Raw genomic sequence first — 12,061 nt, forward strand, 5'->3', positions numbered from 1 at the left:
TGCCCTTGGGACCTCCGGGAGACGACCGACCGATGAGCAGTACCGATTCCGCCGCACCCCGCCGTACCGCGCTCGATGCCCTGCACCGCTCGCTCGGCGCCACCATGACCGACTTCGCCGGCTGGGACATGCCCCTGCGCTACGGCTCCGAGCGTGACGAGCACGTCGCGGTACGGACCCGCGCCGGCCTCTTCGACCTCTCCCACATGGGCGAGATCGCCGTGACGGGGCCGGACGCGGCCCGGCTGCTGAACCACGCCCTCGTCGGGAACATCGCGTCCGTCGGGGTCGGGCGCGCCCGCTACACCATGATCTGCCGGACCGACGGCGGCATCCTGGACGACCTGATCGTCTACCGGCTGGACGAGACGGAGTACCTGGTCGTCGCCAACGCCTCCAACGCCCAGGTGGTCCTCGACGCGCTGCGGGAGCGGGCCGCCGGCTTCGACGCCGAGGTGCGCGACGACCGGGACGCGTACGCCCTGATCGCCGTCCAGGGCCCCGAGTCGCCCGGCATCCTGAAGTCCCTCACCGACGCCGACCTGGACGGCCTCAGGTACTACGCCGGGCTGCCCGGCACGGTCGCCGGGATCCCGGCGCTGATCGCCCGCACCGGCTACACCGGCGAGGACGGCTTCGAGCTGTTCGTGAAGCCGGAGCACGCGGTGGCGCTGTGGCAGGCCCTGACCGAGGCGGGCGAGCCGGCGGGCCTGGTGCCGTGCGGGCTGTCCTGCCGGGACACGCTGCGGCTGGAGGCGGGCATGCCGCTCTACGGGCACGAGCTCAGCACCTCGCTCACCCCGTTCGACGCCGGGCTCGGCCGGGTGGTGAAGTTCGAGAAGGAGGGCGACTTCGTGGGGCGCGAGGCGCTCACCGAGGCGGCGGCCCGCGCCGGATCGAACCCGCCCCGCGTCCTCGTCGGCCTGGTCGCCGAGGGCCGCCGGGTTCCGCGCGCCGGGTACCCGGTGGTCGCCGGCGGCAAGGTGATCGGCGAGGTCACCTCCGGCGCCCCCTCCCCCACCCTCGGCAGGCCGATCGCCATGGCGTACGTCGACGCGGCGCACGCGGCGCCCGGTACGGCGGGTGTCGGTGTGGACATCCGGGGCAGCCACGAGCCGTACGAGGTCGTCGCGCTGCCGTTCTACAAGCGCGAGAAGTAGCCGGAAACCGCCGGAAGAACCGCCCCGGCGCGCTCCGACCACGCCCCCGGGCGTGACCTCACACACATCACCGCTGGTCACGCCCGTTTCCAGCAGTCCCCCTTCACCAGCACTCCCCCGCGTACAGGAGAATTCAGGACATGAGCAACCCCCAGCAGCTGCGTTACAGCAAGGAGCACGAGTGGCTGTCGGCCGCCGAGGACGGCGTGGCGACGGTCGGCATCACGGAGCACGCGGCCAACGCGCTCGGTGACGTCGTCTTCGTCGAGCTCCCGGCGGTCGGCGACACGGTGACCGCGGGCGAGTCCTGCGGCGAGCTGGAGTCGACCAAGTCGGTGTCCGACCTGTACTCGCCGGTCACGGGTGAGATCACCGAGGTCAACGAGGACGTCGTGGAGGACCCGTCGCTGGTGAACTCGGCTCCCTTCGAGGGCGGCTGGCTGTTCAAGGTGCGCTTCGCGGACGAGCCGGCCGACCTGCTCTCCGCCGACGAGTACACCGCCTTCACCGCCGGCTGAGGCGACGCGGAAACAGACGTCGCAGACCAGGCGTCGTAGAAACAGGAGTCGTAGAAGCAGATGTCCGTTCTGAACACGTCCCTGCACGAGCTCGACCCGGAGGTCGCCGCCGCGGTGGACGCCGAGCTGGTGCGGCAGCAGTCCACCCTGGAGATGATCGCCTCCGAGAACTTCGCGCCGATCGCGGTCATGGAGGCGCAGGGCTCGGTCCTCACCAACAAGTACGCCGAGGGCTACCCCGGCCGTCGCTACTACGGCGGCTGCGAGCACGTCGACGTGACCGAGCAGATCGCCATCGACCGGGTGAAGGAGCTCTTCGGCGCCGAGTACGCGAACGTACAGCCGCACTCGGGCGCCTCCGCCAACCAGGCGGCCCTGTTCGCGCTGGCCCAGCCCGGGGACACCATCCTCGGCCTGGACCTCGCGCACGGCGGCCACCTGACCCACGGCATGCGCCTGAACTTCTCCGGCAAGCAGTTCGACGTGGTCGCCTACCACGTCGACGACGCCGGTCTCGTGGACATGGCCGAGGTCGAGCGGCTCGCCAAGGAGCACCGGCCGAAGGTGATCATCGCCGGCTGGTCGGCGTACCCGCGGCAGCTGGACTTCGCGGAGTTCCGCCGGATCGCCGACGAGGTCGAGGCGTACCTGTGGGTCGACATGGCGCACTTCGCCGGCCTGGTGGCGGCGGGGCTGCACGAGAACCCGGTGCCGTACGCCGACGTGGTCACGTCCACCACGCACAAGACGCTCGGCGGCCCGCGCGGCGGCATCATCCTCGCGAAGCAGGCCTTCGCGAAGAAGCTGAACTCGTCCGTCTTCCCGGGCTTCCAGGGCGGTCCCCTGGAGCACGTGATCGCGGCGAAGGCGGTCTCCTTCAAGGTCGCCGCCTCCGAGGACTTCAAGGAACGGCAGCGTCGTACCGTGGAGGGTGCGCGCATCCTGGCGGAGCGGCTGACGGCCGACGACGCCCGCGAGGCCGGCGTGAACGTCCTCTCCGGTGGTACCGACGTCCACCTGATCCTCGTCGACCTGCGCGAGTCCGAGCTGGACGGACAGCAGGCCGAGGACCGGCTCCACGAGGTCGGCATCACGGTCAACCGCAACGCCGTCCCGAACGACCCGCGCCCGCCGATGGTCACCTCAGGGCTGCGGATCGGCACCCCGGCGCTGGCCACCCGCGGCTTCACGGCCGAGGACTTCGCCGAGGTCGCGGACGTGATCGCCGAGACGCTGAAGCCCGCCTACGACGCCGCGGCGCTGAAGGCCCGGGTCGAGGCCCTCACCGCGAAGCACCCGCTTTACCCCGGTCTGAACAAGTAGTTCCCTGGTGGGGGCGCCCGACGGCGTGCGCCCCCGCCCTTTTCCAAGGAGTTCCCGTGGCCATCTCGGTCTTCGACCTGTTCTCGATCGGCATCGGCCCGTCGAGCTCCCACACCGTCGGCCCGATGCGCGCCGCCCGGATGTTCGCCCTCCGGCTGCGCAACGAGGAGCTGCTGCCCTCGGTCGCGCAGATACGTTCCGAGCTGTACGGATCCCTGGGCGCGACCGGCCACGGACACGGCACCCCGAAGGCGGTGCTGCTCGGCCTGGAGGGCGCCTCCCCGCGCACGGTGGACGTGGAGACCGCGGACGACCGCATCGAGGCGATCAAGGCCACGCGCCGCCTGTCCCTCCTCGGCGAGCACGAGATCCCGTTCTCCTTCGACGACGACCTGAAGCTGCACCGGCGCAAGGCGCTCCCCTATCACGCGAACGGCATGACCCTCTGGGCGTACGACGCGCAGGGCACCGAACTGCTCTCGAAGACGTACTACTCGGTGGGCGGCGGGTTCGTCGTCGACGAGGAGGCGGTCGGCGCGGACCGCATCAAGCTGGACGACACGGCCCTGAAGTACCCCTTCCGCACCGGCGACGAGCTGCTGCGCCTGACGCGGGAGACGGGTCTGTCGATCTCCGCGCTGATGCTGGAGAACGAGCGGGCCTGGCGGACCGAGGAGGAGATCCGCGAGGGGCTGCTGGACATCTGGCGGGTGATGCAGGCGTGCGTCTCGCGCGGGATGTCGCGGGAGGGCATCCTGCCCGGCGGGCTGCGCGTACGCCGTCGGGCCGCGGTCTCGGCCCGCCAACTGCGGGCCGAGGGCAACCCGTTGGCGCACGCGATGGAGTGGATCACGCTCTACGCGATGGCCGTGAACGAGGAGAACGCGGCGGGCGGCCGGGTGGTCACCGCTCCCACGAACGGCGCGGCCGGCATCATCCCCGCGGTCCTGCACTACTACATCAACTTCGTCCCGGGTGCCGACGAGGACGGCGTGGTCCGCTTCCTCCTGGCGGCCGGCGCGATCGGCATGCTCTTCAAGGAGAACGCGTCCATCTCGGGCGCCGAGGTCGGCTGCCAGGGCGAGGTCGGCTCGGCCTGCTCGATGGCGGCGGGCGCTCTCGCCGAGGTCCTCGGCGGCTCCCCGGAGCAGGTCGAGAACGCGGCCGAGATCGGCATGGAGCACAACCTCGGCCTCACCTGCGACCCGGTCGGCGGCCTGGTCCAGATCCCCTGCATCGAGCGCAACGGCATGGCCGCCGTCAAGGCGGTCACCGCGGCCCGCATGGCCATGCGCGGCGACGGCTCCCACAAGGTCTCCCTGGACAAGGTCATCAAGACCATGAAGGACACGGGCGCCGACATGAGCGTCAAGTACAAGGAGACGGCCCGCGGCGGCCTCGCGGTGAACATCATCGAGTGCTGAGGGAGCGCGCGCCGCGTCGCCCCGGGCCGAACGTGACTCGGACGGTCGAGTCCGCTGGAAGCACGAGAACACTTCCGGTGACCGGCTCCCAGTCCTCCGGGATGACGAACATCCGACGGTTGGATTCCGCGAGAATCCGCCGTACATGAACAGCTCCAGGCCGCCGCCCAGCAGGAGCGGCGTGTCCATTGCTCCGGCCTGCCAGACGGCGAAGCCGCCCAGCATGCCGAGCAGGAAGAGACATCCCCCGCACGCGGACAATCCGTAGGGGAGCAACCGGACCCCGCGTGCGCGTGGCGTGGTCCGGAGTCCCGCGGACCGGATGGCGTAGTACACGACGACACCCGCCAGCGCGACGGTCAGCGCCGCCCCGGCCGGCGTCGCCGCACGTCCCGGGGGCCAATGTTCCCCCTGGGGCTACCCATAAGTAATCGCCTGCTTCTACGCTGCCGCCAACTCACCCTTCGAGGCAGGGAGTTGGGGCATGGGAGTGGTCAGACGGGTGGCGGCGGGCGTGGTTGCCGCGGGGTTGCTGCTGGTGGTTCCCGGGGTGGCGCACGCGGACACCGGGGCGGGCGCGGTGAAGTTCTCCGCGAGCACCGGCATCGGTACCCACAACGCGTACGAGAAGGACAAGTACACCTACTGGGCGCAGGCGCTGGACTCCGGGGCCTCGCTGCTGGAACTGGACGTGTACGTGGACAGCATCACCAAACGGTGGCGCGTGAGCCACAGCAACCCGTTCGGCAACGACAACAACTGCGAACACGCTGACACACCTGGCGAGTTGTACAGCCAGAGCCGCAACCAGGATCTCGGCAGCTGCCTGGACAACATGGCCGCCTGGGAGCAGTTGCACCCCGACCACGCACCCGTGATCGTCAAGGTCGAGATGAAGGTCGGGTTCAACCAGACCATCGGCCTCGGCCCGAGCGCCTTCGACACGCTCGTCTCGCAGAAGCTCGGCAGCAGCGTGTACAAGCCGGCCGACCTGCTCGGCTCGTCGTACCCGACGCTCGACGCCGCCGCGAAGGCCGACGCCTGGCCCACCCGTGACCAGCTCAAGGGCAAGTTCGTCTTCGAACTGATCCCGGGCACGGTGGAGCAGGCCAACCCGTTCGACCACTACTGGACGGACCAGGAGTACGGCGACCACCTGCGGGATCTGTACGCAGCCGGAAAGATCTCCGAGGCGCAGGCCTTCCCCGCCGTGCTGGGCGCGGCGAACGGGGACCCGCGCACGAGCCGTTACGACGCCTCCATCCGGCCCTGGTTCGTGTTCTTCGACGGCGACGCGGCCACCTACGTCAACAACGGCTACGACACGTCGTTCTACGCCGCGAACCACTACATCCTGATCATGACGGACGCCTACAACGTCTCACCGGCGATCTCCTCCACCAGCCCGACGGACGCCGAGGTCGCGGCCCGTCTCGCCCTGCTCGCCGCCGACCACGCCAGCGTCATCACCTCGGACTGGTCCACCAAGTCGGCCGCCGTACTCGGCGAACTGGCGGCCCGCGGCTGACATTTGACCCGCTCGCGAGGATCCCCCGTGCAAAGCTGGGAATACGGAACGCGCAGTTGCAATTCCTGCCCCCCACCGTCCGTATCCGCACCGGCAAAGGGAGTTCCCCCACATGTTGCACGGAATCGACGTGAGCGCCTACCAGTCCTCCAGCTACGGCACGGACGACCTCTCCTTCGTCTTCATCAAGGCGACGGAGGGGCGTTCGTACGTCAACCCGAAGCTCGCCGCGCAGACGAAGACCGGCCGCGACGCCGGACTGGTCGTCGGCTTCTACCACTTCCTCTGGCCGGGCAACCTGACCGCCCAGGCCGAGTACTTCGTCAAACACGCCCCCGAGAAGGCGGGCGACATCCTCGCCGTCGACTGGGAGACCACCGGGGACGGCACCCACGCGAGCAACGCCGAGAAGGACTCCTTCATCCGCAAGGTGAAGGCCCTGCGCCCCGGTTACCGGGTGGTGCTCTACACCAACCGGAACTTCTGGCTGAACATCGACGACACCTCGTACGCCGGCGACGGCCTCTGGATCGCCGACTACGTCAGCGCCGGCCACCCCCGCATCAAGGCCTCCTGGCGTTTCCACCAGTACACCAGCGACCCGCACGACAAGAACGTCGCGAACTTCGCCAGCAAGGCCGCGCTGAAGGAGTGGGCCAAGGACGCGTGACGCCGGGGCCCGCCCACCGAGGAGGGGCGCAGGGCGGTGCCGTCAGCCGCGGAAGTCCGCCGGCCGCTCCGGGGACGCCTCCGCCAGGGCCTTGCGCACGCCCTCGACGCCCGCGCGCAGGCCGTACACGGGGGTGCCCGGCTGCTGACGCCAGGAGTCGTCGATGCCGCCGTTGTCGACGGTGTCGAAGCCGAGTTCGTCGATGAGGGCGCGGACGGCCGCCTTGGCCGCCTCGTCGTCGCCGGAGACCGGGAGGGCCTGCCGGCCGGGGTCGCCGGCGGGGCGGTGGCGGTCCAGGATGTCCTGGGCGAAGGTGCCGTTGAAGGCCTTGATCACGGGGTGGCCGATCTCCCGCTCGGTCCAGCGGCTCTCGGTGAGGCCCTCGTCCTCGATACCGGCGATACGGCCGTCCCGCTGCTGCGGGTAGTAGTTGCCGGTGTCGATCACGGCCACTCCCTCGGCCGCCCCGTCCAGCAGGCCCGCGGGAAGGTCAGGAACCGCCTTCAGCGGGACCGTGACGACCACGATCTCCGCGCCGCGGGCGGCCTCGTCGGCCCGTACCGCCTTCGCTCCGGTCTCCTCGACGAGCGCGGTCAGCGTCTCGGGACCGCGCGAGTTCGCCACGGACACGTCGTGGCCGAGGGCGGTGAGCCGCCGGGTGAGGTTGCCGCCGATGTTGCCCGCGCCGATGATGCCGATCTTCATGACACACCTCTCGAGAGTCTATGCACCTGCATACATATGCTGCTGTGCGGCATCAACCCCGGCCGTGCACGACCTATTCCGCGGCTGGTCCGACCAGGTGAGGCGCCGGGCCGAGTACCGCTTACGGTTACGGCTCCGGTCCCGCTTCCCGCTCCGGTTCCGGCCCCGGCGCGCGGCGCCGCTCAGCCCGTGAACGGGTCCGCCAGCTCCGCCCGCAGTACCTCCACCGCCTCGTCCGCGTCCCCCGCGGCCACCGCGCGGGTCAGCGCCTCGTGGGCCGCGTCGCCGGTGAGCGGGTCGGCGGCGCGCAGCCCGGTGAGGGCCAGCAGGTCGATCAGGCCCTCCCGGAGCACTGGCACGAACTCGGTGAACAGGTCGGTCAGGACCGGGTTGTGGGCCGCCGCGACCACGGCCGTGTGGAAGGCGATGTCGGCGTCCACGAAGGCGGCGTCGTCCGCCTGCGCCGCCGCCCGCCGCCCGGCGAGCGCCGCCTCGATCGCCGTGACGTCCTCGGGCGTACGGCGCTCCGCGGCGAGCCGGGCCGCGTGCACCTCGACCGCCGTCCGGACCTCGTACACGTCGGTCACCGCCGCCCGGCGCAGCCTGGTCGGCCAGTCCTCGGCCGCCTCGACTGCGATCACGAAGACCCCGGCGCCCTGCCGGGGCCGCACCAGCCCGGCACCGGCGAGCGCGCGCAGCGCCTCACGGACGGTGGAGCGGCCCACGCCGAGTTCCTTCGCCAGGGTGGTCTCGCCGGGCAGCCGGGTGCCGACGGGCCAGGCGCCGCCGGTGATCTGCGCGCGCAGCCGGGCGGCGGCCTGTTCGACCAGGGGGCTCGGGCGGACGGGTCCCAGCGCCATGCGGTGTCACCAACTCCTTCGGGGACCGTGCCGCGGTCGGCGGCACGCTGCACAGGAATTCTCACTTGTCTGAGGACCTGAGGACTCGCTAGCCTACCGGCCATGACGTTCCGCGGTCTTCTTCTCGGCTGCCGCGGCGGGGCCTGACGCGACCGGCACCCCGCCGCGGGTCGCCGTGCTGCCGGTCACTTCCGACCGGACCAGCCGAGAGGCAGCAGCACCGATGACCCTCCTGTGGAACCCGCAGCGCCCCAGCCCGATGCCGTACGACCGCTACCGCCCCTTCCAGGACCGGGTCGCCGTGCCGGTGGCGGACCGGAGCTGGCCCGCCGCCCGGATCGACCGGGCCCCGCTGTGGGTGCCCGTCGACCTGCGTGACGGCAACCAGGCGCTCGCCGAGCCGATGGACACCCCGCGCAAGCGCCGTCTCTTCGACCTGCTGGTCCGCACCGGCTTCAAGGAGATCGAGGTCGGCTACCCGTCCGCGAGCCGGACCGACTTCGACTTCGTACGGCATCTGGTGACCAGTGGGGCCGTACCAGACGACGTGACCCCGGTGGTGTTCACGCCGGCCAGGCGGGACCTGATCGACCGGACCTTCGCGGCGATCGAGGGGATGGACCGGGCCGTCGTCCACCTCTACATCGCCACCTCCCCGGTGTGGCGGGAGGTGGTGCTGCGCCGGGACCGGGCCGAGGTGTGGCGGACCGTGCGCGAGGCGGCCGCGCACATGGCGCGCCGGGCCGGTGACGCCCCCGGCGTCCGCTTCCAGTTCTCCCCGGAGACCTACAACCTGACCGAACCCGACTTCGTCCTCGAACTCTGCGACGGTCTCAGCGAGTTGTGGGACGCGAGTCCGGACCGGCCGGTCACCCACAACCTGCCCGCGACCGTGGAGATCGCCACCCCGAACGTCTACGCCGACCAGATCGAGTACGCCCACCGCAACCTCGCCCGCCGTGACGCGGTGATCCTCTCCGTGCACCCGCACAACGACCGGGGCACCGGCGTCGCATGCGCCGAACTCGCCGTGCTGGCCGGGGCGCAGCGAGTGGAGGGCTGCCTGTTCGGCAACGGCGAGCGCACCGGCAACGTGGACCTGGTCACCCTCGCGCTCAACCTGTTCGCCCAAGGGGTGGACCCGATGGTCGACTTCGGCGACATCGACGCGGTCCGTGAGACGGTCGAGGCGTGCAACCGGCTCCCGGTGCACCCACGGCACCCGTACGCGGGTGGCCTCGTCCACACCGCGTTCTCCGGCACCCACCAGGACGCGATCAGCAAGGGGTTCGAGGAACACGCCCGCCGGGCGGCCGAGTTGGGGGTTCCCGAGTCCCGGGCCCCGTGGTCCGTGCCGTACCTGCCGGTCGACCCGGCCGATCTGGGCCGCACGTACGAGGCGGTGATCCGGGTCAACTCCCAGTCGGGGAAGGGTGGATCGGCGTACCTGCTGCGCACCCACCACGGCGTCGACCTGCCCGCGCGGATGCGCCCGGAGTTCGCGCGGCTGATCCAGGAGGTGACGGACACCAGCGGCCGGGAGGCCACGCCGAAGGAGCTGTACGACCTCTTCCGCGCCGCTTACCTCGCCGAAGGGTCCGACGGCGAGGTCCGCCTCGACTCCTGGTCGGTGTCGGAGGAGGCGCCGGGCCGGCACCGCTTCGTCTGCACCCTGAGCACGGACGGCCGGACCGGCGACCACGAGGGCACCGGCTCGGGCCCGCTGACCGCGCTGGCCGACGCGCTGACCGGCGCCGGCCACGCCACGGAGGTCCTGGAGGTCACGGTGCACGGGTCGTACGCCTTCGCCGAGTGCCGCGTGGCCGGGTCCACGACGGTCTGGGGCGCGGCCGAGGACCCCGCACCGCTGGCGGCCTCCGTCGGCGCGGTGCTGTCCGCGGTGAACCGGGGGGCGGTGCGATGAGCGTCGTACTGCGTGCGGACGGGGTGGGGGTGGTCCGGGACGGGCGGCCCCTCCTCCAGGAGGTGTCGCTGACCGTCCGGGCCGGCGAGCACTGGGCGCTGCTCGGCGCCAACGGTGCCGGGAAGTCCACCCTGCTGGGTCTGCTCGGCGCCCTGGTCCATCCGACGCGGGGCACCGTCGAGGTGCTCGGTAGCAGGCTGGGCCGGGTCGACCTGCGCGAACTGCGGACGCGGGTGGGGCACGTGGACCCCCGTCATCCGCTGACCGAGCCGCTGCGGGTTCGGGACGTCGTCCTGACCGGGCTGACCAACTCGGTGGCGCGGCTGCCCCGGTGGCGTCCGACGCCGGAGCAGGAGGAGCGTGCCGACGGGCTGATCGGAACGCTCGGGCTGGCCGCGCACCGGGAGGCCCGCTGGCCCACGCTGTCGCAGGGACAGCGCGGCCGGACCCTGATCGCCCGCGCGCTGATGCCGGAGCCCCGGCTCCTGCTGCTGGACGAGCCGGCCACCGGCCTGGACCTGCCGGGCCGGGAGCGGTTGCTATCCGCCCTGGACGCGCTGCGCCGCGAGCATCCGGCGCTGGCGACCGTGCTGGTCACCCACCATCTGGAGGAGCTTCCGGCGGGCACCACCCATGCCCTGCTGCTGCGGGACGGGCGGGCGCTGGCGCAGGGCCCGGCGGCCGAGGTGCTGACCGGCGACCAGGTCGGCAAGTGCTTCGACCTGCCGCTCACCCTGGAACGGCACGGCGGCCGCTGGACCGTCCGCGTGGACTCCCCGGCATGAGAAAAGAGGGGGCCCGCGGTGCGGGCCCCCTTCCGCGCCCGACGCCTACTTGTTCAGGTAGGCCCAGAACTCGTCGAACGACAGGACCTTGTCGCCGTTGAGGTCGCGGGTCTTGATGATGCTCTCGGCGACCGTGTCGGTGACGTTCCAGTCACCCCCCTGCGCGAGGGCGGACTTGAACTCGGCGGCGGTGATGAATCCGTCACCGTCCGCGTCGATCCGCTCGAACTGCTTGCGCGCCTCGTCGATGTCCGACACCGATCCGCCCCTTTTGTCTACGTTCCAACTGCCTTACCGGCGTACTGTCGCAGGTCAGATTAACGGCCCGCCCAGTCCTTCAGCGCAGTGACCACCCAGTCGAACTCCGCCACACCCTCGTCAGACCAAAGTCCGGTGCCGTCGTGGATCATGTCTGCGATTGTGGGCCTTCCAGTGGGCGCGGACTCAAGGAGCACGGTGACAGGGACCCTGCGGGACATCCTCGACGCGGCGGCAGCGGGCGTCTTCCCGCCCGCAGACGGCGGCACCACGGTCGTACCGCAGCCGTCGCCGCGGGACGCGGGGGTGCTCTCCTTCACCGCGCACTCGGTGGTGTTCACGGACGAGGACCCGGACTGGGTGTACGACACCCTGCGCGCGGTCCCCTGCGACCCGCTGTGCGCGACCATGAACGCGCGTTTCCTCACCGCGCTGATGGACCGCACCGGCCGGGAGCAGGAGACGATCGACGCGCTGCTGGTCGCCGGCCCGCTCCCGGGCCGCCCGGAACTCGCGCTGACCGAGCTGACCGGCCCCGACCACTCCCGGGTCGTCTACGCCCGCGCGCGCCGCGACGAGGTGCGCGCCTGGGGCGTCGACGGCGGGGTGCTGGTGCTGGGCCGGGGTGTCGCCGGACGCCTGGAGGTCTCGGTGGAGGTGGCGGAAGGGGCACGGCAGCGGGGGCTGGGCCGCGCCCTGGTGACGGCCGCCCGGCAGCTCGCCGGTGAGCCGCTGTGGGCGCAGGTCGCACCGGGGAACGCCCGGAGCGTACGGGCGTTCCAGGCGGCCGGCTATCTGCCGGTCGGCGCCGAGGCCCTGCTGCACAAGGCCTGACCCGGGCGCGCGACCGGCCCCGGCCGACGGAAGACCCCGGCCGACGGAAGACCCCGGCCGACGGGAGACCCC

Annotated in this window: 12 protein-coding genes; 9 read left to right on the forward strand and 3 right to left on the reverse strand. The window is 71.5% G+C overall.

Annotated elements, in window-relative coordinates; translation table 11 throughout:
• The first annotated feature begins 32 nt into the window (after positions 1-32).
• The 6 genes from gcvT (at position 33) to MB828_RS14305 (ending at position 6,623) form a co-directional block, all read left to right on the forward strand.
• Positions 33-1,160: a glycine cleavage system aminomethyltransferase GcvT gene (gcvT, locus tag MB828_RS14280; RefSeq protein WP_301648465.1), complete on the forward strand. Its 1,128-nt coding sequence runs from the start codon at positions 33-35 to the stop codon at positions 1,158-1,160.
• Positions 1,161-1,300: 140 nt separating this feature from the next.
• The gene (gcvH, locus tag MB828_RS14285) at positions 1,301-1,678 is read left to right on the forward strand and encodes a glycine cleavage system protein GcvH (RefSeq protein WP_046730696.1); all 378 of its coding nucleotides are present in this window, start codon (positions 1,301-1,303) and stop codon (positions 1,676-1,678) included.
• Between the two features lie 60 nt (positions 1,679-1,738).
• Complete coding sequence (gene glyA, locus MB828_RS14290; RefSeq protein ID WP_301648466.1) at positions 1,739-3,001, forward strand: serine hydroxymethyltransferase; 1,263 nt, start codon at positions 1,739-1,741, stop codon at positions 2,999-3,001.
• Between the two features lie 56 nt (positions 3,002-3,057).
• Entirely contained in the window at positions 3,058-4,425 is a 1,368-nt protein-coding gene (locus tag MB828_RS14295) for an L-serine ammonia-lyase (RefSeq protein WP_133027190.1), read from the forward strand.
• A 484-nt stretch (positions 4,426-4,909) separates the two neighbouring features.
• Positions 4,910-5,953 (forward strand): phosphatidylinositol-specific phospholipase C domain-containing protein, encoded by a 1,044-nt coding sequence (locus MB828_RS14300; RefSeq protein WP_301648467.1) that lies wholly within the window; start codon positions 4,910-4,912, stop codon positions 5,951-5,953.
• 112 nt (positions 5,954-6,065) lie between these two features.
• The gene (locus MB828_RS14305; protein WP_301648468.1) at positions 6,066-6,623 is read left to right on the forward strand and encodes a glycoside hydrolase family 25 protein; all 558 of its coding nucleotides are present in this window, start codon (positions 6,066-6,068) and stop codon (positions 6,621-6,623) included.
• Positions 6,624-6,665: 42 nt separating this feature from the next.
• Here the strand turns inward: MB828_RS14305 and MB828_RS14310 are convergent, their stop codons facing one another.
• Positions 6,666-7,328 (reverse strand): NADPH-dependent F420 reductase, encoded by a 663-nt coding sequence (locus tag MB828_RS14310; protein WP_301648469.1) that lies wholly within the window; start codon positions 7,326-7,328, stop codon positions 6,666-6,668.
• Between the two features lie 182 nt (positions 7,329-7,510).
• Positions 7,511-8,188: a FadR/GntR family transcriptional regulator gene (locus MB828_RS14315; protein WP_301648470.1), complete on the reverse strand. Its 678-nt coding sequence runs from the start codon at positions 8,186-8,188 to the stop codon at positions 7,511-7,513.
• Between the two features lie 223 nt (positions 8,189-8,411).
• Here MB828_RS14315 and MB828_RS14320 point away from each other — a divergent pair, with 223 nt between their 5' ends.
• Together MB828_RS14320 and MB828_RS14325 are read left to right on the forward strand one after the other, a co-directional pair.
• Positions 8,412-10,112, forward strand: a complete 1,701-nt coding sequence (locus tag MB828_RS14320) for a 2-isopropylmalate synthase (protein WP_301648471.1) — start codon at positions 8,412-8,414, stop codon at positions 10,110-10,112.
• Positions 10,109-10,897, forward strand: a complete 789-nt coding sequence (locus MB828_RS14325) for an ABC transporter ATP-binding protein (protein WP_301648472.1) — start codon at positions 10,109-10,111, stop codon at positions 10,895-10,897. Before MB828_RS14320 ends, MB828_RS14325 begins: the two co-directional genes overlap by 4 nt.
• Positions 10,898-10,942: 45 nt before the next feature.
• Here MB828_RS14325 and MB828_RS14330 read toward each other — a convergent pair whose 3' ends face one another.
• Positions 10,943-11,155, reverse strand: coding sequence for an EF-hand domain-containing protein (locus tag MB828_RS14330; protein WP_133027175.1), 213 nt, complete (start codon positions 11,153-11,155; stop codon positions 10,943-10,945).
• Between the two features lie 150 nt (positions 11,156-11,305).
• Between MB828_RS14330 and MB828_RS14335 the strand changes: the two genes are divergently transcribed.
• A complete protein-coding gene (locus MB828_RS14335; protein ID WP_301648473.1) occupies positions 11,306-11,989 on the forward strand; it encodes a GNAT family N-acetyltransferase in 684 nt (227 codons plus the stop codon).
• Positions 11,990-12,061: the final 72 nt, after the last annotated feature.

The organism is Streptomyces arenae (assembly GCF_022343545.1).
Lineage (GTDB): Bacteria > Actinomycetota > Actinomycetes > Streptomycetales > Streptomycetaceae > Streptomyces > Streptomyces humi.

What these genes read in the sequence shown, in the direction of transcription:
- glyA (WP_301648466.1), top strand. Translation starts at nt 1,739, where the DNA reads ATGTCCGTTCTGAACACGTCCCTGCACGAGCTCGACCCGGAGGTCGCC.
- gcvT (WP_301648465.1), top strand. Translation starts at nt 33, where the DNA reads ATGAGCAGTACCGATTCCGCCGCACCCCGCCGTACCGCGCTCGATGCC.
- MB828_RS14325 (WP_301648472.1), top strand. Translation starts at nt 10,109, where the DNA reads ATGAGCGTCGTACTGCGTGCGGACGGGGTGGGGGTGGTCCGGGACGGG.
- MB828_RS14310 (WP_301648469.1), bottom strand. Translation starts at nt 7,328, where the DNA reads ATGAAGATCGGCATCATCGGCGCGGGCAACATCGGCGGCAACCTCACC.
- gcvH (WP_046730696.1), top strand. Translation starts at nt 1,301, where the DNA reads ATGAGCAACCCCCAGCAGCTGCGTTACAGCAAGGAGCACGAGTGGCTG.
- MB828_RS14305 (WP_301648468.1), top strand. Translation starts at nt 6,066, where the DNA reads ATGTTGCACGGAATCGACGTGAGCGCCTACCAGTCCTCCAGCTACGGC.
- MB828_RS14300 (WP_301648467.1), top strand. Translation starts at nt 4,910, where the DNA reads ATGGGAGTGGTCAGACGGGTGGCGGCGGGCGTGGTTGCCGCGGGGTTG.
- MB828_RS14320 (WP_301648471.1), top strand. Translation starts at nt 8,412, where the DNA reads ATGACCCTCCTGTGGAACCCGCAGCGCCCCAGCCCGATGCCGTACGAC.
- MB828_RS14335 (WP_301648473.1), top strand. Translation starts at nt 11,306, where the DNA reads ATGTCTGCGATTGTGGGCCTTCCAGTGGGCGCGGACTCAAGGAGCACG.
- MB828_RS14315 (WP_301648470.1), bottom strand. Translation starts at nt 8,188, where the DNA reads ATGGCGCTGGGACCCGTCCGCCCGAGCCCCCTGGTCGAACAGGCCGCC.